Source organism: Chitinophaga sp. sic0106 (genome assembly GCF_019219075.1).
In the GTDB taxonomy this organism is placed as follows: domain Bacteria; phylum Bacteroidota; class Bacteroidia; order Chitinophagales; family Chitinophagaceae; genus Chitinophaga.
This window is the reverse complement of the sequence record NZ_JAHUWJ010000028.1, coordinates 60,436-82,045: the sequence shown is the minus strand read 5'-3', so window position 1 is coordinate 82,045 and position 21,610 is coordinate 60,436. Positions and strand designations below refer to the sequence as shown.

The 21,610-nt window shown below is 48.3% G+C and carries 17 protein-coding genes and 1 tRNA gene; 11 read left to right on the top strand and 7 right to left on the bottom strand.

Annotated elements, in window-relative coordinates; all coding sequences use genetic code 11:
- Positions 1-61: 61 nt before the first annotated feature.
- The 3 genes from KW844_RS27385 to fusA all read right to left on the bottom strand — a co-directional run bounded on the left by KW844_RS27385 (position 62) and on the right by fusA (position 3,484).
- Positions 62-283, bottom strand: coding sequence for a hypothetical protein (locus KW844_RS27385; protein WP_218379959.1), 222 nt, complete (start codon positions 281-283; stop codon positions 62-64).
- Positions 284-293: 10 nt separating this feature from the next.
- Positions 294-1,064 carry a glycosyltransferase gene (locus KW844_RS27380; protein WP_218379958.1) on the bottom strand — a complete coding sequence of 257 codons (771 nt, stop codon included), beginning with the start codon at positions 1,062-1,064 and terminating at the stop codon, positions 294-296.
- A gap of 275 nt (positions 1,065-1,339) precedes the next feature.
- The gene (gene fusA, locus KW844_RS27375; protein WP_218379957.1) at positions 1,340-3,484 is read right to left on the bottom strand and encodes an elongation factor G; all 2,145 of its coding nucleotides are present in this window, start codon (positions 3,482-3,484) and stop codon (positions 1,340-1,342) included.
- A gap of 629 nt (positions 3,485-4,113) precedes the next feature.
- Here fusA and KW844_RS29320 point away from each other — a divergent pair.
- Genes KW844_RS29320 through KW844_RS27350 form a run of 5 tightly spaced genes read left to right on the top strand, consistent with a single transcriptional unit; the run spans position 4,114 to position 11,703 of the window.
- Positions 4,114-6,579 carry a tail fiber domain-containing protein gene (locus KW844_RS29320; protein ID WP_218379956.1) on the top strand — a complete coding sequence of 822 codons (2,466 nt, stop codon included), beginning with the start codon at positions 4,114-4,116 and terminating at the stop codon, positions 6,577-6,579.
- A gap of 11 nt (positions 6,580-6,590) precedes the next feature.
- Positions 6,591-7,097, top strand: coding sequence for a T9SS type A sorting domain-containing protein (locus tag KW844_RS27365; RefSeq protein WP_218379955.1), 507 nt, complete (start codon positions 6,591-6,593; stop codon positions 7,095-7,097).
- Between the two features lie 31 nt (positions 7,098-7,128).
- Positions 7,129-8,295, top strand: a complete 1,167-nt coding sequence (porV, locus tag KW844_RS27360; protein WP_218379954.1) for a type IX secretion system outer membrane channel protein PorV — start codon at positions 7,129-7,131, stop codon at positions 8,293-8,295.
- Positions 8,296-8,337: 42 nt separating this feature from the next.
- A complete protein-coding gene (locus KW844_RS27355) occupies positions 8,338-8,709 on the top strand; it encodes a hypothetical protein (RefSeq protein ID WP_218379953.1) in 372 nt (123 codons plus the stop codon).
- Positions 8,710-8,763: 54 nt separating this feature from the next.
- Positions 8,764-11,703, top strand: a complete 2,940-nt coding sequence (locus KW844_RS27350) for a collagen-like protein (protein WP_218379952.1) — start codon at positions 8,764-8,766, stop codon at positions 11,701-11,703.
- A 727-nt stretch (positions 11,704-12,430) separates the two neighbouring features.
- Here the strand turns inward: KW844_RS27350 and rpsG are convergent.
- The 3 genes from rpsG to KW844_RS27335 all read right to left on the bottom strand — a co-directional run bounded on the left by rpsG (position 12,431) and on the right by KW844_RS27335 (position 14,720).
- On the bottom strand, positions 12,431-12,898 hold the full coding sequence (rpsG, locus tag KW844_RS27345) for a 30S ribosomal protein S7 (RefSeq protein WP_073083158.1): 468 nt from the start codon (positions 12,896-12,898) through the stop codon (positions 12,431-12,433).
- A 29-nt stretch (positions 12,899-12,927) separates the two neighbouring features.
- Entirely contained in the window at positions 12,928-13,308 is a 381-nt protein-coding gene (gene rpsL, locus KW844_RS27340) for a 30S ribosomal protein S12 (RefSeq protein ID WP_012789278.1), read from the bottom strand.
- 314 nt (positions 13,309-13,622) lie between these two features.
- Complete coding sequence (locus KW844_RS27335) at positions 13,623-14,720, bottom strand: branched-chain amino acid aminotransferase (protein WP_218379951.1); 1,098 nt, start codon at positions 14,718-14,720, stop codon at positions 13,623-13,625.
- A 131-nt stretch (positions 14,721-14,851) separates the two neighbouring features.
- Here KW844_RS27335 and KW844_RS27330 point away from each other — a divergent pair, with 131 nt between their 5' ends.
- From KW844_RS27330 to KW844_RS27315, 4 genes are read left to right on the top strand one after another with little or no spacing between them, the layout of a single operon-like run.
- Complete coding sequence (locus KW844_RS27330) at positions 14,852-15,349, top strand: hypothetical protein (protein WP_218379950.1); 498 nt, start codon at positions 14,852-14,854, stop codon at positions 15,347-15,349.
- A gap of 7 nt (positions 15,350-15,356) precedes the next feature.
- Positions 15,357-15,938, top strand: a complete 582-nt coding sequence (rdgB, locus tag KW844_RS27325; RefSeq protein ID WP_255578651.1) for an RdgB/HAM1 family non-canonical purine NTP pyrophosphatase — start codon at positions 15,357-15,359, stop codon at positions 15,936-15,938.
- 20 nt (positions 15,939-15,958) lie between these two features.
- Positions 15,959-16,393, top strand: coding sequence for a thioesterase family protein (locus KW844_RS27320; RefSeq protein ID WP_218379949.1), 435 nt, complete (start codon positions 15,959-15,961; stop codon positions 16,391-16,393).
- A gap of 12 nt (positions 16,394-16,405) precedes the next feature.
- Positions 16,406-16,999, top strand: a complete 594-nt coding sequence (locus KW844_RS27315; RefSeq protein ID WP_218379948.1) for a nitroreductase — start codon at positions 16,406-16,408, stop codon at positions 16,997-16,999.
- A gap of 76 nt (positions 17,000-17,075) precedes the next feature.
- On the opposite strand, the gene KW844_RS27310 is transcribed toward KW844_RS27315, so the two are convergent.
- A complete protein-coding gene (locus tag KW844_RS27310; protein WP_218379947.1) occupies positions 17,076-18,641 on the bottom strand; it encodes a glycerol-3-phosphate dehydrogenase/oxidase in 1,566 nt (521 codons plus the stop codon).
- A gap of 113 nt (positions 18,642-18,754) precedes the next feature.
- Between KW844_RS27310 and KW844_RS27305 the strand changes: the two genes are divergently transcribed.
- Together KW844_RS27305 and KW844_RS27300 are read left to right on the top strand one after the other, a co-directional pair.
- The gene (locus KW844_RS27305; protein WP_218379946.1) at positions 18,755-21,292 is read left to right on the top strand and encodes a mechanosensitive ion channel family protein; all 2,538 of its coding nucleotides are present in this window, start codon (positions 18,755-18,757) and stop codon (positions 21,290-21,292) included.
- Positions 21,293-21,411: 119 nt separating this feature from the next.
- Positions 21,412-21,485, top strand: a tRNA-Met gene (locus tag KW844_RS27300).
- Positions 21,486-21,610: the final 125 nt, after the last annotated feature.

Genomic DNA, 21,610 nt, shown 5'->3' with positions numbered 1-21,610 from the left:
TGATACATCAATCACTAAAATAGTGATATGTAATCATAAATAAATGGTTGTCAGTATCTTGTTAAAAAATCAAAAGAAAATATATAAAAGAAAATGGTCGGAAGAAATTTCTTCCGACCATGACTACCCTTACCTCGTATTTTTCGAATATTTCGAGGGTTTTAATCAGGCCGTTGCGGGAGACTTCCAGTTTCTCCTGTAACGGTACCTGTTGGCCAAATTCTTCGGGGATATCGAATTCTTCTACATCTACACTAATCAATATCCGTTTTTTACTATACATATAAGGTTATCTATGAAATAATTCTAAAGTAATTCCGCAATTCTTTTAACAACAGTTTCATTCTGAAAGCCGAAAATTTGATATCCGGGCGGCATAGGACCGGCACAGAGCTCATTCTTATCCTTTTGCGCCGGCCGGCTTTGTAAATGAATTCGCTATCGTACAGGAATCCATCAATTTCCGTTTGCAGCAGTACGTCTTTTCCGCGCCAGTTAAAGCCCTTTAAGCCTGCCTGGGCATCATCTACCTGCAGGCGGAGAATAAAGCGGTTCATGGCCCTGCTAATGCGGGTTATGATCCTTCTTTTACGGGGCAGCTTGCGAAGATACGCTTCCCCTCTTTCTCCTGCAACGATGTCGGCCCCTAACCGGAGGGAGTCATACACCTGTTTTACGGCGCCGACGCCGAACGGGAAGTCCAGGTCGGTATACACCTGGTACTCAAACCTGGCCTGTTTTACACCGGATCTGACGGCGTGTCCTTTTCCTCTGTTGACTTTATTATCTACAATAATAATCCCGGGTATAGCTGCTTCCAGCCAGTTAATATGCTGGCTGGTAAAGTTTTTCAGGGAGCCGTCGTTTACGAGGATAAGTTGTACAGGAACTTCGGGCATGAGTGAGGTTAACTCATGATAGTGGTGGATCAGGGATTCCACCCACTGCCCCGACGGGTTCCAGCAAGGCAGGATAAGGTCGAGGCCAGTAGTAAGAATATCCGGTTGCACCGGATTTATGATAACAGTTGCAGGCGGTGCTTGTATCGTCAATGACAAAGGCATAGATAAATTGGCTATCAGTAATTAATGCAGGTTATTGTCAGATGCTATCCTATTGACGTACAAAGCGGGGAAACCCTCTATCGGGCATAAAAAAAGGGCTCCCGGAAAACCGAAAACCCTGGCAGGCAAGAAAGCATTTATCAGTTGCAGGTTATTATAGCTAAAATAGGTAAATACACTGCAACTACAATAGCATTTTAGGGGGATAGGGGGGTCAAAGAAAAAGGGTGTTCCGGAAAACCGGAACACCCTTTCATATTCGTTATGCTTAAAGATTAAGCGTGAGCTTTTCCTTTAACTTTCGCGATCACTTCTTCAGCTACGTTGTTTGGAGCCGGAGCATAGTGAGAGAACTCCATGATGGAAGTTGCACGACCGGAAGACAGGGAACGCAGCTGAGTTACGTAACCGAACATTTCGCTCAGTGGAACTTTAGCTTTAATTACCTGTACACCGTTTTTAGAGTCCATACCTTCCAGCATACCACGACGACGGTTCAGGTCACCTGTTACGTCACCCATGTATTGGTCTGGGGTTTGAACTTCTACTTTCATGATTGGCTCCAGCAGAACTGGTTTCGCTTTACGGCCAGCTTCACGGAAGGCTTGTTTAGCACAAAGCTCGAAGGACATCGCGTCGGAATCCACTGCGTGGAAGCCACCGTCGAACAGACGAACTTTCATATCTACGAGTGGGAAGTTCGCGAGAACACCCTGGCTCATAGAAGCTTCAAAACCTTTCTGTACTGCAGGGATAAATTCTTTTGGAATAGATCCACCGAAGATGTCGTTGATAAACTGGAATGATTTACCGTCGTTTTCTTTCAGCCATTCTGCATCAGCAGGTCCGATTTCAATCTGGATATCGGCGAATTTACCTTTACCACCGGATTGTTTTTTGAAGGTTTCACGGTGAGAAACTTTCAGGGTCAGTGCTTCTTTGTAAGCAACCTGAGGTGCACCCTGGTTAACTTCTACCTTGAATTCGCGACGCATACGGTCAACGATGATTTCGAGGTGAAGCTCACCCATACCGGAGAGAACTGTTTGACCAGTTTCTTCGTCGGTTTTCGCTTTCAGGGTAGGATCTTCTTCTACCAGTTTAGCGAGGGCCATACCCATTTTATCCACATCCGCCTGAGTTTTAGGCTCGATAGCGATGGAGATTACCGGCTCAGGGAAAGTCATTGATTCCAGTACGATAGGATTGTTCTCATCGCAGAGGGTATCACCGGTTTTGATATCTTTAAAACCAACAGCCGCACCGATATCACCAGCTTCGATGAAATCGATAGGGTTTTGTTTGTTAGCGTGCATCTGCATGATACGGGAGATACGCTCGTTTTTACCTGTACGGGTATTGAGAACGTAAGAACCTGCATCCAGGTGACCGGAGTAAGCCCGGAAGAACGCCAGACGACCTACGAAAGGATCGGTCATGATTTTGAACGCCAGTGCAGCGAATGGTTCTTTAGCATCTGGTTTACGCTCGATTTCATCACCAGTATCCGGGTTGGTACCTTTTACTGCTTCGATGTCCATTGGAGAAGGCAGGTAACGGCAAACCGCATCCAGCATTTTCTGAACACCTTTGTTTTTGAAGGAAGAACCGCACATCATAGGGATGATAGCGATATCGATGGTAGCTTTACGGATAGCTTCGTGGATTTCCGCTTCGGTGATGGTGTTAGGATCGTCGAAGAATTTCTCCATCAGTTTATCATCGTAGTCAGCAACTGCTTCAACCAGTTTAGCTCTCCATTCGTTCGCTTCCTCTACCATGTCAGCAGGGATTTCGATTTCCTGGTAAGTAGCACCTTTACCTTCTTCGTCCCAGATGATACCTTTCATGGTGATCAGGTCCACCACGCCTTTGAAAGTATCTTCTGCACCGATAGGCAGGGTCAAAGGAACAGGGTTAGCACCCAGCATTTCTTTAACCTGTTTAACTACGTTCAGGAAGTCAGCACCTGCACGGTCCATTTTGTTAACGAAACCGATACGTGGTACACGGTAGCGGTTAGCCTGGCGCCAAACGGTTTCAGACTGAGGCTCAACGCCGGATACGGCGCAGAACAGTGCCACCAGACCGTCCAGTACACGGAGGGAACGCTCTACCTCAACGGTAAAGTCCACGTGGCCCGGAGTATCGATGATGTTGAATTTGTATTGTTTAGTATCTGGTTGTGGCTTACCTTGTAAAGTTGGGAAATTCCAAAAACAAGTGGTAGCAGCAGATGTGATGGTAATACCTCTCTCCTGCTCCTGTGCCATCCAGTCCATGGTAGCGGCACCTTCGTGTACCTCACCAATTTTGTGGGATTTACCTGTGTAATACAGGATACGCTCTGTGGTAGTGGTTTTACCCGCATCGATGTGCGCCGCAATACCAAAGTTCCTTTGAAATCTTAAGTCTGCCATAATATTAAAATGACTAAATAATGCAATTTAGGGCGCAAAGGTAATCTTTTTTCCGTAATAAATAAAACGCCCGGGCGGGTGGGCGTGTTATTTATTCCTTAACGAATTTCGGCTTTTTTTCCCCAATAGCCACCGACCCATAAAAATCTACCGGATTTGGAAAATTTGCCGCCGTATTTCATTTATTATCAATGAAGTAATAATTGTTTTGATAATTTAGAGAACATTTTTGCAGTTTCTGTGTTCCATTGGGAACGGTACACAGCTATCAGTTGGAAATCAGCGTGATGAATGTTTAAACACCGGAGACCGTTATTGTTCATCCTTAACTAATGCACGTATGAGAGAATTACTACTTATTCTGTAATGTTTTATCCTGACCCCGAGTTTTACCAAAATCGAAACGATATGACCCCTGCATTGCACCAGAGGCTTAGTTCGAGCAACATCAAGTCAGACAGATAGATTGTAATTTTTGATGCATTAGCACATGAATACTGTTATTGCCAGCGCATTAACAGGGCGAGATTTGTGTGCAGACAGGTGCCAGGCCATACTATTTATTCTACGCAGAAGGACACAACGAACAAGAATTTAATCCCATTCCATAGATAGAAAACTTCTGCAAAATGAAAAGACCCCTTAGGGTTATATGCATGCTGATCGCTTGCATATGCCTGTTTCAACCTCAGCAAACCAAGGCCCAAAGCGGTATGGGCGGCATTAATTATCAGGCGGTAGTCCGCAATGCAAGTGGTACCGCAGTTCCTAACCAGCCGATAAAGATACGTTTCTCCGTATTGGACAACTCTCCCGGAGGCCAGGTCCAATACCAGGAAACACATGATTTAACAACCAATCAACTTGGGTTATTTACCACGCAAATTGGTACAGGAACCCCGACGACCGGCACTTTTGCTGCTATTCCATGGGCAAATACCAACCAATATCTGCGTGTGGAAGTAGCCATCAATGGCGGCAGTTACAGTGAGCTGGGTACTGCCCAGCTATTTGCTGTACCCTATGCGTTGTATGCCGCTAACGCGGGTTCTCCCGGACCCCGCGGAGTACAGGGTGTACAGGGCATACAGGGTCTTAAGGGAGATGTAGGCGCCACCGGTCCGGCAGGACCAGCGGGACCCGCAGGACCTCAGGGTTTGCAGGGACTACAGGGCCCGGCAGGCATTGCAGGCCTGGCAGGTCCTAAAGGTGAGCCCGGCCAGGCAGGACCAGCAGGACCAGCAGGACCAGCAGGCCCCATCGGACCACAAGGCCTCCAGGGTGAGCAGGGTTTAACCGGCCCACAAGGTATGATCGGATTCACCGGCGGCACCGGAGCAACCGGCCCCATTGGCCCACAGGGTATTAAAGGCGACGACGGTATCCAAGGCCCCATGGGCCCTACCGGCTTAGCCGGCCCTAAAGGCGACCAGGGAGATCCCGGCCCGGCAGGAGCCGCAGGTATTCAAGGTCCTGCAGGACCAATAGGACCCGCCGGCCCCATTGGTGCAACCGGCATAGCAGGACCAGTAGGCCCGGCTGGACCAGCCGGAGCAACAGGCCCTCAGGGTGTTCCCGGACCGATGGGACTTATAGGCCCCATGGGACCGGTAGGACCAATAGGACCCATAGGACCAGCAGGTGCAACCGGCGCACCAGGACCAGTTGGACCAACAGGAGCCACAGGCCCTCAGGGACCAATAGGACCAGTAGGACCAGCAGGTAGTTTAACCGGCGCAGCAGGCGGCGATCTGACGGGTACTTATCCCAATCCACAGGTGGCAGGCATCAGAGGCATTAACGTCTCCCCAACCCCACCCGTAAATGGCCAGGGACTGATATATGACGGTACGAACTGGATACCAGGTAACCTTACCGGTGATAACCTGGGTAACCACATCGCCACCATGGATATTCAGCTGCGCGGATTTAAACTGACCAATCAGCCTACGAATACAGGTATTAACCTTACGGACGCCGGCAAACTCACCCTGACCACCAATCCAGGAAGTCTGGGCCCTACCGCCACCACTTTTGTTGTGGACGACTTTGGAGGAATGTATGCGACAGGAAAAAAATCCATCGGCACCATTCCAACAACTGGCGCGGGCGAGCATATGATATGGTATCCAGGGAAAGGAAGTTTTCGTGCAGGCACCGCTGTTACCAATGAGTGGGACGATGCCAACACCGGACTGAATTCAACAGCCTTTGGCACCAATGTACTAGCCAGTGGTTTTGCCAGTATCGCCGCAGGAGATGCGATCAGATCATCCGGATATGCCAGTGTAGCGCTTGGCAGGGCAAATGAAGCCAGTGGCTCCGGTGCAGTAGCAATAGGCACCAGATGCTACGCCCCAAAACTCAGTGCTGTAGCCCTCGGTGATACAGTAGCCGCCGATGGAGACTATAGCGTGGCACTGGGCAAAGCAGCTAAGAATGCAGGCTATAATGGATGCATGATCATGGGAGATAACTCCTCAGGCCTTGATGTGGTGGTGAATACTGCAGCTAATCAGTTTGTAGCACGGTACGCAGGCGGGTATATTTTTTATACGCAACCTACCTCTGGTGGAAGTGCTGGTGTGGGCGGCATACTTGCTCCTGGCAGCAGTTCCTGGAGTGCGGTTTCCGATTCCACTAAAAAGGAAAAATTTGCCCTTGCTGATGGAGAGGAGTTCCTGGAGAAGTTAAACCAGCTACGCCTGGGTTCCTGGAACTACAAAACATATTCACCAGCACAATACCGCCACTATGGACCATTTGCGCAGGAAATTTTTGCAGCATTCGGAACAGACAAATATGGCAAAATAGGTTGCGACACCCTCATCAACAGCGGAGATATGGATGGCATCATGCTGATTATGCTGCAGGCACTCAACAAACGCTGCGAAGCATTACAAGTAGCAAACAAAAAACTGGTTTCACAGGTAACAGACCTGGCGACCCTGAGAAAAGAAAATGAAGAGCTGAAAGCTGCCCTGAGCAAGGTGGAAGCACTGACGCAACGGTTAATGCAACTGGAAGCTACTGTTAAATCAAGTGCAGGCGATCAACCAAAAACAACAGCATCAAATATCAATCAAACACACTAACCAGTATCGCTATGAATGTATTTACACGTGCAGGTATTTGCATACTCTTCTTGCTGAGTGTGTGCATTACCGTTGCTCATGCTCAACTTATCCTCAACAGGCAGGTGGCTGCAACTGCGGGTGGTAGCGGCACAGCGGGTAATACGCGTATTCAGTATACAATTGGAGAACCGATGATCACACTGATTACCGATGGCCGCGTGTTGCTTACCCAAGGCTTCCAGCAACCGGAAGAATTACCGCCTGTTGACCCGGGCGCCAACGTGGTGAAGGGGTTTATCATCTTCCCTAACCCGGCTTCTACTAATCTTAAAGTCCAGCTCGACTTACTCGCCGCTGCAGTGGTCAATATTGAATTGATCAATACTGCCGGCCAGAGCATGTACCGGGAAGGGCAGTCGATGGGAGCCGGCCGGAACACGGTGGTCATCTCCGTCAACAAATTTGCTGCAGGTATTTACCGCCTGAAGATCAAGGTAGGACCGCAGATTTTCTTTGAAAAAATCATTATTCAATAACATTCCTCGCACATAGATAAAAGCTACCATTATGCAAAAACAGTCTTATTTGATTTTGCTTGTGTGCATGCTCTATGCGCCATCACTGCTGATGGCGCAAAAAACCGGACAGCGGCCACCAGACATTGGTGCCAGCTTCCTGTTGGTTAATCCGGATGCCCGCAGCAGCGGCGCCGGTAATGCACCTACGGGTTTGACCCCGGATGTAAACGCACTGTTTTCCAATGCCGCAAAGATTGTATTTGCCGGCGACTGGGGCGTAAGCGCCAATTACGCCCCCTGGATGTGGGAATTAAATAACAGTGAGTCGAACATGGCTTATGTAGCCGCTTTCAAAAACTTTGGCCAGGATCAGAATCAGGGAATAGGCATCTCCATGAAATACTTCAATTATGGCAGTATGACCTTCCGGGATGATAACGGTACCGTTTTACAGGATTATAATCCGAGAGAATTTGCGATAGACGGTTCCTACGCCAGAAAGCTGGGCCAGCGCACCTCCCTGGCCATTTCACTGCGATATATCCGCAGCCAGCTAGGGGAAGGTAACTACAATGGGTTGCAGCAAAAGCCTGCGTCGGCAGTGGGTGGCGACATCGGTTTTTACTATCAGAACACCGCCGACAACCTCGACTTTGGCAACCGTTACAGCTTTGGCGTGAGTATCACCAATATCGGCACCAAGTTGTCGTACACGGATGATAAAGACCGGAAGAGCTTTTTACCAATGAACTTACGCATTGGTGGCGGCTATGCTTTTGTAAACACCGACTACAACACGTTTACCCTTACTCTGGAAGTGAACAAGTTGCTGGTGCCTACCCCTCCTATTTATGCCCTGGATTCCAACGGTTTAATGACCAACCAGATTCTGAAGGGAAAGGACCCTAACAGAGGAGTGGTAGAATCCATTTTCTCCTCCTTCGGAGATGCGCCGGACGGCTTCCAGGAAGAGCTGCGGGAATTCACGATTGGCGCGGGTGTAGAATACTCTTACAAGCAGACATTGTTTTTGCGGGCAGGGTATTTCTATGAGCATCCCAACAAGGGATATCGCCAGCATTTCACCAGTGGCCTGGGCGTTCGGTTTTCCAACGTGGAACTGGACATGGCCTACCTGATACCTACTGATGGCAGCTTGTATCAGAAGAAAACACTGATGTTCTCCTTACTCTACAATATAAACAAAGACCACTAGCAAGGCCACTCGTATTCAATAATGATAAACCTCCATGTCGATATGAAAAGACTATTAACATTACTTACTATTTGCTGCACCGTAGCAACCGCAGCGCATGCCCAGGATGCCAAAGAAGGGCAATCATTAAAGCAACGATTGTTTCCAACGATGCAGCAGGATATTGATGCGATTAATCAACGTTCTGCTGTAAATGACAAGTTGCAGGTCAAACCTTCCGGCAGGCCTACCAAGGAAGTGCTTTTTACAGATTACAAACCGGCTACCACCCAAAGGCCTGTTGCCGCTGCAGCCAGGTCTAAATCCAATTCCGGCAGCATCCCATCTGAAAAGGCGGCTGTGCATACTCCCGATTCCACACCAACCAAAATCTACATCCCTACGCAGGGAGAAGAAGCAACCAAGAAAAACTAATCCTTAAAAAAGCAGATTATGCTATTAAGAAACTTTGTTCTTATACTCTTTCTGATGGCTGTAGTACAGGGTGCCTCCGGTCAGAGCAGCTTACAGAGAATCAATTATCAGGCAATTGCCAGAAACACCAATGGAACCGTGCTGTCCAATACGGCTGTTAAAGTACGTATTTCGGTTTTGGGTGGCGCAGCCAATGGGCCGGTACAATACCAGGAAACACATGATGTAGTCAGCAATCAACTCGGCTTATTTACTTTGCATATTGGCGCCGGCACGCCCGTTACGGGCACTTTTGCAGGTGTACCATGGGCAGATGCGAACCAGTTTATACAAGTGGAAGCATCTGTGAATGGCAGCCCATTTGCCTTACTGGGTTCCAGTCAACTGGCGAGTGTGCCCTTTGCTTTATATGCAGCTAATAGTCAACCTGGCCCGGCGGGCCCGGCAGGGCCATCGGGTCCTCCGGGGGCTGCAGGACCTGCGGGTCCACAGGGAGAGCCTGGTGTAGAAGGTGCCATGGGTGTAGCGGGTCTTCCGGGTGCTCCCGGTATCCCGGGACCCATAGGTCCATTAGGACCAATGGGACCAGCAGGACCAATCGGACCAGCAGGACCGGCAGGCACACCAGGAGCCCCCGGAGCAGCTGGACCAGCCGGACCGGCAGGACCTATAGGACCAGCAGGGCCTGTAGGACCTATAGGACCTGAAGGACCATCCGGACTTTCTACCGGACCGGCCAGCGGGGATCTGACCGGGAACTACCCTGGCCCTACTGTGGCTAAAATCCAGGGGGTGCCTGTAAGCGCCGTGGTACCAACGGCTAATCAGTTCCTGAGATTTGATGGGATCGAGTGGCTGCCGGCATCTATTGGTGGTGGCGGTGGTGGAGCGCTGACGCTCCCGTATATTGCCGCTGAAAATAATGCCAGTACTTTGTTTTCCATTGCCAACAGTGGGGATGGCACTTCCATTGAAGGTATTAACGGCACCTCCACTTCCAATGTGGCCGCTGTACGAGGTTTGATCAGCAGTGCTTCACCGGGAGGATTTTCGTCCGGCGTGCGGGGTATCAACAATGGGACCGGCGGACTCGGCGTAGGCGTGTACGGCTCGCAGAACGGCAGTGGCTGGGGCGTGTATGGAACCACTCCTAACGGACTTGGCGTATATGGTAACGCCAGTGCCAATGGGTACGGCGTATATGCCAATAGCAATACAGGAACAGGTTTACAGGCTACCAGTAATAACGGTATACCGGCCAGTATCTCCATTTTCAACAATGCCAATAATAACAATGCATTGGTGGTGAATTCGGTAGGTAATGGCACGGTGGTAAATGTGACCACTACCGGTAATGGCGCAGGTGTGAGAAGTTCTACTGCTGCCGGTTTTGGGGTGCATGGCATTACCAGTTCACAAACATCCGCAGGTGTGGTAGGTGATAATAACGGTGGCGGTGAAGCGGTGGTGGGCAGAACTACCAGCGACATAGCCGGTGCCGTAGTGGGTAGAAATGATGGTGGTGGTTATGGCGTAAGGGGTTTCATTGCTACCAATACAGCTGGTAGCGCCGTGGGTGTATTAGGCCAGGTAGGTTTAAACAATAGTACTGGTCGTGCGGGACGGTTTGAAAACTTCAACAATGTTAATACTGACGCCAATACGTTGGAGGTAGTCTCTAACGGTAACGGTAATATTCCGGACAATACATTGGGTAATGCTTCCTCGTTTTTGCTGGATAACACCAATAGTGTAGGTGCCGCCGTGAGAGCGGAAGTAAACACCATCTTCGGAAACTTTGGTGCCGCGGGTGTTTTCGGTATTTCCTCCGGAACAGGTGGCCGTGCAGGGTTATTTTATGCTTCGAATCCGGCCGGTAATGGCGCATCGCTGATTGCGCTGACGGATGGTAATGGCAATGCCATTACTGCCAACGCCGGCAAGAATGGTAACGGTGTGGAAACCAATATAGATGGCACCGGAAATGCGCTGTATGCCTGGGTTCCATCGTTTTCCACCGGCCGTGCAGGACGGTTTGAAATATTCAATGAAAGCAATACCAGCGATGTTATTACTGTAAAAACTGTAGGGAATGGTATAGCGGGTAACTTTAAAGTTGATAGAGTAACAGGAACATCACCTGCGGTGAGAGGTGAAGTCAACTCACAATTTGCAAATTTTGGCACCGCAGGTATTTATGGCATTTCCTCGGGTACTGGCGGATTTGCCGGACTTTTCCATGCTTCCAATCCTGCCGGGAATGGTCCTGCGCTGATTGCGATTGCTGATGGCAATGGCAACGGCATAACTGCCAATGCCTCTAATGGTGGTGATGGTGTAGAAACCACAGCAGATGGTACAGGTAGTGCCTTGTTTGCCTGGGTTCCAAACTTTGGGCAGGGACGTGCGGGCCGTATGGTGAATTTTAATACAGGTAATACCAATCCTGTGCTCACGTTGGAGCAGCACAGCAATGGTAGTATTGCGGTGTTTAAATCAGGTAATCCGGGAACTGTGAATGTGGCCAGGATTAACGCTGCTGGTCGCGGTTTCTTCAACGGCGGTACGCAAACCAGTGGTGCTGACGTTGCGGAGTCGTTTGAGGTAACTGGTCATGTGGCTGATTACGAAGCCGGCGATGTATTGGTGATTTCCACTACTGCTGACCGTACGGTGGAGCGTTCCCAGGATGCTTATTCTACGTTGGTGGCAGGCGTGTATGCGACCAAACCGGGGATGTTACTGACAGAAGCCGGTATAGACGATGATTTATCGCACCAGGTGCCAATGGGTGTAGTAGGCGTGATTCCTACCAAGGTATGTAACGAGGGTGGCGTGATTCACCGCGGTGATATACTGGTAACTTCCAGCAGGGCTGGTTATGCCATGAAAGCGGATATGGACAAACTGAAGCCAGGCCAGGCGATTGGTAAAGCCCTGGAAGAGCTTACTGGTAAAGAAGGGAAAATCAGGGTGCTGGTGAATGTGAAATAATACTTAGTCGAGGAACTAAATGGTTAGAGGCCGGGGTATTTACTCCGGCCTTTTGTTTTTAAGGTTGGTAATGACACCTTCGGTGTCATTGGAGTTGTTCCGCGCTGCGCGCGGGTGGGTTTTAGGGAGATGTTGGTGCTGCTGCAGGTTTGAGCGAGTTTGTGTTGGGATGGAGCGGGTGTGGTTTGATTTAGGGAGATGGCATGCTACTTTGGGTTAGTTTGTGAGGGCGTGGTTCGTTTTTGGGAGATGGCAGTGCTACTTTGGGTTAGCTGGTGCAGGAGTGATTTGTTTTAGGGAGATGGCAGTGCTACTTTGGGTTAGTTTGTGAGGGCGTGGTTCGTTTTTGGGAGATGGCAGTGCTACTTTGGGTTAGCTGGTGCAGGAGTGATTTGTTTTAGGGAGATGGCAATGCTACTTTGGGTTAGTTTGTGAGGGCGTGGTTCGTTTTTGGGAGATGGCAGTGCTACTTTGGGTTAGCTGGTGCAGGAGTGATTTGTTTTAGGGAGATGGCAATGCTACTTTGGGTTAGCTGGTGAGGAAGTGGTTTGTTTTAGGGAGATGGCAGTGTTGTTGGGTCAGAGTGATCAGGTATAGTGAGGGGACCTTCGGAAGATAATATGTCGATTAATAACTCATAAGGGTATTTTACAAACATAAATAGGCGAACAGTTCCGATAACAGAACTGTTCGCCAAATATATTGAGTTTGCCGGTTAGGGCAAGAACTATACTCTGAAGTGAGAGAAAGCTTTGTTAGCTTCAGCCATACGGTGAGTATCTTCTTTCTTTTTGAAAGCGGCACCTTCACCTTTGCTTGCTGCTACGATTTCATTCGCCAGCTTATCAGCCATGCTCTTACCGTTTCTGTCGCTAGCGTAACGAACTAACCATTTGATGCTCAGGGAGATCTTTCTGTCAGGACGAACCTCAGCAGGAATCTGGAAGGTAGCACCACCGATACGACGGCTTCTAACTTCAACAGCAGGAGTAACGTTTGTTAATGCCTTTCTCCAAACCTCGTAACCGTTTTCGCCGGTCATTTGGCTCACTTTATCCACAGCATCGTAGAAAATTTTATAGGCAATGCTCTTTTTTCCTTGCTCCATAACATTATTAACAAAGCGGGTAACCAGCTTGTCATTAAATCTTGGATCTGGAGCCAGAGGCAATTTCTTTGCAGCTTGCTTTCTCATTTATTGAAAATTACTACTATTATTAATTATTATTTCTTAGCCTTTTCCTTTTTAGTACCATATTTGGAACGGCTCTGCTTTCTGTCTTTCACACCAGCAGTATCCAGGGAACCGCGAACGATGTGATAACGAACACCTGGTAAGTCTTTTACCCTTCCACCACGGATCAGTACGATAGAGTGCTCCTGGAGGTTATGACCTTCACCTGGGATATATGCAATCACCTCAACTTTGTTGGTCAAACGAACTTTCGCAACCTTACGCAATGCGGAGTTAGGTTTTTTAGGCGTAGTAGTGTATACACGCGTACAAACGCCACGGCGCTGAGGGCAGCTATCTAATGCCCTGGACTTAGACTTAGCCCGGATAATTTCTCTTCCTTTTCTTACTAATTGTTGTATAGTAGGCATTCTTTACCTAGTTTTTTATGTCGGTTTACTAAGACGACCAAATTTCCCATATGGGATTTTGGGACGGCAAAGGTAAAACTATAACTGTGAATAACAAAATTGTTTCGAAAAATTTTTTCGTCACACCAGTGGTGCAACTACCCCGGAAGCGGTTTTGGTTCCTTAGGTAATTGATACGCTTACCTGTAACCGGAACGCAAAGGTAGGGTTTCTCCCGAAATCTACCATAAAAAAATATCGACTTCTCTCAAAAAAAGAACTTATGCCTTCTGTGAGCATAAGTTCTCTTTATATAATATTATATAACAGACTGATTATTGGCCTACTATGTAATTCCAGTTGCGGGTATCGGCTGCCCTGCCGGTACGGATACCGTCCAGGCGGCGGATTACTTCTGCCCCTACTTCATACTTTGTAGTGTCCAGTTTCAGGTGGTTGTCCAGGTAGTCCAGCTGCTCTACATAAGCCACACTGGCAGCAGTACCGGTACCAAACACTTCGCGGAGCGTACCATTATTGTATGCCTCCACGATTTCGTCAATAGAAATAGGCCTTTCTTCCACGTTCAGGCCCATATCTCTTAAAACATCCATTACACTGTTACGGGTAACGCCTTCCAGGATAGTACCCTGGGTAAGGTCAGGCGTAATGGCATTGTTGCCGATTATGGCAAAAACGTTCATGGTACCGCATTCCTGCAGGTATTTATGCTCATAGCCATCTACCCAGAGGATCTGATCGAAGCCCTGCAGGCGTGCCTGCTGGGTAGGATACATGGCTCCCCCGTAGTTACCGGCCGCTTTTGCATAACCTACACCGCCTGGGAAGGCGCGTACATATTTATCCTGCACCAGTAATTTAATAGGCTTATTAAAATACGGACCGGAAGGTGAATTAATAATAGCAAATCTGTAAGTATCAGATGGGCGAACCCCAATAAACTCATCGGCTGCAATCATAAACGGACGCAGGTACAGGGAGCAACCTTCGCCGGTTGGTACCCAGTCGCGGTCCAGATCAATAAGCATATCCATACCACCAATGAACAACCATTCCGGCACAGGAGGCATGCCCATCCGCTCTGCGGAGAGGTTAAAGCGCTTATAGTTATCGTAAGGGCGGAAGATCATCGGATTGCTCTGAGGATCTTTGTAGGCCTTGATACCTTCAAAAATCGCCTGACCGTAATGCCAGGCCGCATTGGAAGGGCTTACTGAAAAGTTCTGGAAAGGGATAATCTGTGGATTTGTCCACTCTTTACCGTCAAAATCCGCCACCAGCATATGGTCGGCATACTTTTTACCAAATACCAGGTTATTAAAATCTATCTCACCTATCCGACTGTGCGCTGTTTTGGTGACCTTGATCTTCTTAACAGCTTCTTCCTTTACTGTTGATTTAGCTACCATCATGGTTAATCAATTTTATCTCAATATTTTTACACTTTCGTTGTGTACACATCCTACCTGGAAAGGCAGGACTGTGCAAATAAACTGATTTTTCCCCACGCGGGGCTTTCATATAAATTATAATTGTAATAACTATGGCACTTGAAGATTTGCAACTGGACCCGTACTTTTTGGCGAAACTCTTTGCCCAGCCGATCATTCCCGGGAAAACAGGCGGGACTGCCAGCCCACAAAAATCGCTCCCTAAAGTCAAATTTTTAGGAGAAAATCAAAAAAACGTTGCGCTCTTCATACAAAACGAAAATGAACCCTATTTAAACGACGAATTATTCAACCTCCTTACCAATATATTAAATGCTTGTAAACTGGGGATGCAGGATGTGGCCCTTATTAACATCAGTTCCTACCCTGATCTCAGCTTTGCCGACTGGCAACAGGCTATTAAAATAAACCAGGCCGTTGTATTTGGGATCGCACCGCAGCAACTGGCCATCGATGAATTGCCAAACTACCAGCTGTTCACCATCGGCAGCAGCGCCGTGCTGTTTTCCGACGGACTGCAGATCATTGGCACCGACAAGGCCCTGAAAGCCAGACTATGGGCGGCACTTAAACAATTATTGACGATATAGCCATATAATGATGAAATTAATTTTTGCGACGAATAACGAAAATAAAGTCAGGGAATTTAAATCACTGCTGGGCGACCAGTTTGAGATTGTGACCCTGCTGGATGCCGGTATTGACATCGACATTCCGGAGCCACACGACACCCTGGAAGCTAACGCCCGGGAAAAGTCAACAACCATTCACCGCATGACCGGCACCAACTGCTTTGCAGAAGATACCGGCCTGGAAATAGCAGCCCTGAGCGGTGCTCCGGGGGTGCTCTCCGCCCGCTATGCCGGAGAACAGAAGTCCTCCGCCGACAATATCAACAAAGTACTGGAAGAGCTGCAGGGTAAGACCGACAGAACCGCCCAGTTCCGCACTGTCATCTCCCTGATATTAAATGATAAAGAATACCAGTTTGAAGGAGTGAGTAAGGGTACTATCACCACTGATATCAGAGGCAGCAAAGGCTTTGGGTATGACCCGGTTTTTGTTCCGGATGGTGCAGATAAAGCATTTGCGGAAATGGATCTCTCCGAAAAAAACCAGTACAGTCACCGCGCCAGAGCATTTCAAAAATTCGTAGCCTTTTTGCAGGGCTTACAATAACATCTCCCTAAACCAGCATAATGGCAAGAATAAAAATTGAATTACCGGCTGCTTTTCCTTTCAGCATACAGATACCGGTAAGAATTCAGGATGTAAATTACGGCGGCCATGTGGGCAACGACGCCATCCTCAGCATCATGCACGAATCCCGGCTTCAATACCTGCAATCCATCGGATATAAAGAGCTGGACCTGGTCACCAATACCGGTTTGATCATGGCAGATGTGGCAATCGCCTATAAAGGAGAAGCCTTTCACGGCGATGTACTGATGGTAGAAGTGGCTGCGGGCGAGTTCAGCACTTTCGGTTTTGAGCTTTTCTATCGCATCACCACCAACAGGGCCGACAAATCCCACACCATAGCAGAAGGCAAAACCGGCATGGTTTGCTTTGATTACAATACCAGAAAAGTTGCGCGACTGTCGCCCGAAATGAAGGCCAGTCTTGAAAAATAAAAACACCAACTCATGATAGATACAACAACACCAGCCACAATTGTGGACAGCATTATCAGCAACCGCCGCAACATTAAGCCTACGAGCATGAACGGCAAAAAGATTGCTGACGAAACCGTACGTGAACTGCTTCAGATGGCCGACTGGGCGCCTACTCACGGTTATACCGAACCTTGGTATTTCGTGATTTTCAGCGGCGAAAAAGTACAGGAATTTTGTACTGCTCATGCAGATATGTACAAACAATATACGCTTGCTGAAAAATACATTGCCGGTAACTATGACAAGCTGAAAACCCAGGGTGACCTGGCTTCTCATGTGATTGCCATTACCATGAAAAGAGGTAACAAGCCTAACATTCCGGTAGTGGAAGAGGTGGCAGCGGTAGCCTGTGCCGTACAAAATATGTGGCTGAGCGCCAATGCACGCGGTATTGCAGGTTACTGGGGATCGGGCGGTATGACCTTCCACCCTGCTATGAAAGATTACCTGGGACTGGGTGATGACGACCAGGTACTGGGCTTCTTCTATTTAGGTTATTCTGACGAGCCTGCTCCTGCCGGAAAACGTGTGAAGCCTGCAGAAGAGAAGTTTAAATGGATGTAATCTGATTTTACTTACTGTTGTAAACCAGTGACACCGAGGGTGTCACTGGTTTTTTTATCCCCGCTGCGCGTGGGGCTTATAATAAAAACAACTGTGCTTCTTTATTGAAGGAGTCAATTTGCTGGTTGATCCAGCTTTCATCCTTATTCAGCTCCTTCGCCATGATGGTGGCTACGGCAGGGGCTATACGAATAGCTTCCCTGGCATCGAGGAACAGCAGCCTTACCCGTCTGGCTAAAAAATCTTCTATATTCCGGGCCATTTCTTCTCTCACTGCCCAAACCACCTGCGACTTATTGATTCCATATGCCTGGCTGAGCACTTCCTGTAATTCAGGATGACTGGCTTCCAGGTGTTTGAGATGTTTTTCGTCGCTGCCATAGAAGTACCAGGGATCCTCCCAGTTGACGTTATCGATAGCGCCATGAATCTGCAAATGACGTGTAGCTGTTTCCGTTGGTTTCCATACCAGCGTTTGTTCCAGCTTTTCCACCACATCCTGGCCCATGCGGCGGTAGGTGGTCCATTTACCACCGATAATGGTGATGAGCCCGGATTTAGCGACAATAATTTTATGGCTACGGGAGATTTCCTTGGTTTTATGTCCTTCCGCTTTGGCGGCTGCCAGTGGCCGAAGTCCTGCCCAAACGCTGCGTACATCTGCCCTTTGGGGTGGGTGGGCCAGGTATTGATCGGCGGTGGTGAGGATGAAATTAATTTCTGCTTCGAGCGCATGCGGGTCAAGGGTGATATAATTGACCGGCGTATCTGTGGTGCCTACTACTACTTTGTTGTGCCATGGTACTGCAAACAATACGCGACCATCGCTGGTGGAAGGGATCATGAGTGCGTTATGGCCTGGCAGGAATTTCTGGTCCAATACCACATGTACCCCCTGGCTGGCGGCGATGGACTTGGGTGCAGCGGGGTTATCCATTTCCAGGATATCATCCGCAAACACGCCGGTAGCATTGATCACAGCGCGGGTATTGAGATGAAAATCCGGGCCACCATTTAGTGTATCCCTAACCGTTATTCCGGAAATTTTTCCGAGTTCATCTTTATGCAGCCGGGTCACCTTCATGTAGTTGAGTACGGTCCCATTTTTATCCACAATGGTTTGGGCGAGGTTGATAGCCAGGCGGCTATCATCGAACTGACCATCGTGGTAAAGCACACCGCCGGCGAGTTTATCGGGCTTGAGGGTCGACAGGCGCTCCAGCGCTTCCGCTTTGGATATATGTTTGGACTTACCCAGGCTGAGCCGGCCGGCGAGCCAGTCGTACATTTTGAGGCCGATGGTATATTTCAGGTTTTCCCACCAGGAGAAAGTAGGGATTACAAAAGAGAGATTACGCACCAGGTGTGGCGCATTGCGGGTAAGCAGGCCACGTTCTACGCTGGCTTCGCGTACCAGGCTTACATCTCCCTGGGCCAGGTACCGGACACCTCCATGCACCAGTTTGGTGCTTTTGCTGGAGGTAGATTTAGCGAAATCGACCTGCTCCAGCAGGAGGGTACGATATCCGCGGGTAACGGCTTCCAGTGCGGCTCCCAGGCCGGTGGCCCCTCCACCGATGACGATGATATCCCATGGCTCCAGGTCGGCGCGCAGCGATGCGACAATTTCTTCTCTTTTCATATAAAAAATTTTTCCAGCGGTCAGGCTACCAAAAGTAAACGGCCTAAACGCCTAAATGTTTGGGAAAGAGCAAACTTTTAACGCTATAAAAGCGTTCCTGATATAATTAACATATGTCCATTCAGGTTATTATACGTTGGCGGATAATTCCGGTGCTGCTGTGTTGCTGGCTGTGCATGCATTTCATGCCGGCGGAGGCCCAGCGCAAGAAGACGGCGGCTATCAATACGATGGCGCATGACACCCTGCGGCCGGCGGACAGTGCTACCATCAGCCGGAATCTGAAAAAAGCCGCTGCTGATACCAGTAGTGAGTCGCGGATACGCAGGTCTGACACCACCGTGGCCTTACTTATCAACCGGATAGAAAATTATACCCTTTTACTCAACCAGGAGATGAGCTCCTTAAAAAGGGGCTTTGATACTTCCGGCATTACTGATATGCTGCCGTTGATAGACAGCTGTCTGGCACTGGTAAAACTGAATATTGCCGGTCTTTCCCGTACTCCCAACCTCAATGATATCCACACCAACAAGATCATGCTGGATCAGCTGGAGCGCAAGCTGAATTCCTGGCAATCGACCCTTTTTTCTTATTACGACCGTTTGGTGGAGATCAATGACACCATTCATTCTCTCCGCAGGGATACTGCTATGCGCAACATTCCTTCGGAGGATGAGCTGTATGGGTTTTATGTGGGTCAGTTATCCAACCTGATCACAAAATTCAGGGCGGTAGATAGTGCAAACAGGGTTAATCTTATCAAAATAGGGCTATTGCAGAACAAGGTGGCTAACCGGTATATAGAGGTAAGTGACCTGCTGGAAGATATGAATTTCAGGATTCAGCAGTTTACCCGTCATATGTTTAACCGGGACTATCATTACATCTGGAAACCGAAGCGGGACAGCATTAATCCGATGACCTTCCTGCAGGTGGCCAAGGTGTCGTTACATAAGAGCACCAAAGTATTGGGGCTGTTTTTTGCGATTCACTGGCCTATATTTTTTGTGTGGTTGTTGCTCACGATGCTTTTTGGCTGGTGGGTTTTTTATAATATCCGTCGTATCCGGGCGAGGCATGCAGACCAGGAGGCGGAGGCGATACTACTGCATTCCAAATATCTGTACCGGTTCCCGATAGCCAGTACGTTGTTGTTAATCACTACATTGTCAACCGTTTTATCGATCCGGTATCCCATACTTTATACCGAGATCATGTGGTTTATTATCATGCTGGCATTGACTTACATGTTCCACAAACAATTGCCCAAAACCTTATTCAAACACTGGTTGATGCTGATGGGGTTATTGATTGTGTATTCGCTGAATAATTTATTGACAGAGGTGACTTATGTAGAGCAGTGGGGGGTACTTATAGGCGCAACCTTTTCAGTGATATTAGGCATCAGGTTATTTCGGGAGACGTCGGTGTCGACTTTTGCGGAGCCCAAATACACGGCTCCGTTGCTGATCATCTATATGCTGACAGCGTTTTTTTCGCTGGTAGCGGTATTGATTGCGCGGGTTAGTCTCGCTAAAATCCTTGGCTCCAGTGCGGTTGTTAACACCTTTATGGCTGTAAATCTGTATGTGGTTACTACCATTCTGCTGGAGGCAGTATATCTGCAGGTGGAAGCCAACAAAACGAGCAGCAGTTTTATCTCTTTTGTAGATTACCAGGAGGTGCAAAATAAGCTACGCACGCTTTTTACAGTGCTGGCCTTTTTCGGCTGGCTGGTGTTGGTGTCGCGCAACCTTTACATGTATGAAGTTTTGTACAACTGGCTGAGTAACTTTTTATCTACCAACCGTACACTGGGTAGCCTTGAATTCACGTTCAGGAGCATCATTGTATTTGTGATTGTGATATGGGTGGCATTTGTAGTATCGCAGCTAATTTCCTATTTGTTCGGCTCTTCGGGGCAGCAGAGCACCGGCAAAAAGAATAAACTTGGGTCGGCGATTTTATTGCTTCGGCTCACTATACTGGCGGGTGGTTTTCTGCTTGCCTTTTCTGCTTCCGGCATACCGATGGACAAGATTGCCATTGTTATTGGGGCATTGGGCGTAGGTATTGGCTTCGGATTGCAGAATGTGGTAAACAACCTGGTATCGGGGATTATACTTGCCTTTGAGAAGCCTATCGAGGTAGGTGATGTGATAGAGCTGGGTACGCGCTCCGGCGTGGTGAAGGAGATAGGTATACGGTCCAGCAAGATTTCGGCTTATGACGGGTCGGAAGTAATTGTACCGAATGGCGACCTGATATCACAGCAGCTGATCAACTGGACGCTGACGAGCAGGAATCGAAGGGTAGATTTTACTATAGGGGTGGCATATGGCAGCGATGTACAGCAGGTAAAAGATATTATCAACAGTGCTTTTACGGCGCGTACGGGGGTGCTTACCGCTCCTGCCCCGCTGATATTACTGAGTCAGTTTGCGGACAACTCCATCAATTTCAAGGTGTATTTCTGGATTTCGGAGTTGGGAGATGCGGGGCCGCTGCAGAGTGATGTCCTGGCATATATATACGATGAGTTCAACCGGGCAGGCATTGAATTGCCTTATCCACAGCGGGATTTACACATTCGCAGTGTGGATGAATCGGTTATACGTAACTTTGAAAAACCAGATGAAAAAAGCTGAGTTGAAATATTTTTTTAAAAAAGTTGAAAATACATTTTGATTTTTCATTTAATAGCCGTTATCTTTGCACTCCCGTTTTGAGGGAAAGCAGCCATGGTTGCTGAAATACAAAACGATTTGGCGAGGTAGCTCAGGTGGTTAGAGCGTTGGATTCATAACCCAAAGGTCTCGGGTTCAACTCCCGATCTCGCTACGAAGAAAGCCGCATCATATGATGCGGCTTTCTTATTTTCTAAGTAGCTGATTAAGACCTATTTAGTTTTTCTCTCTCCTAACTCCGACACAATTCCAGTTTTTCTTACCTTCATAAAATATTAA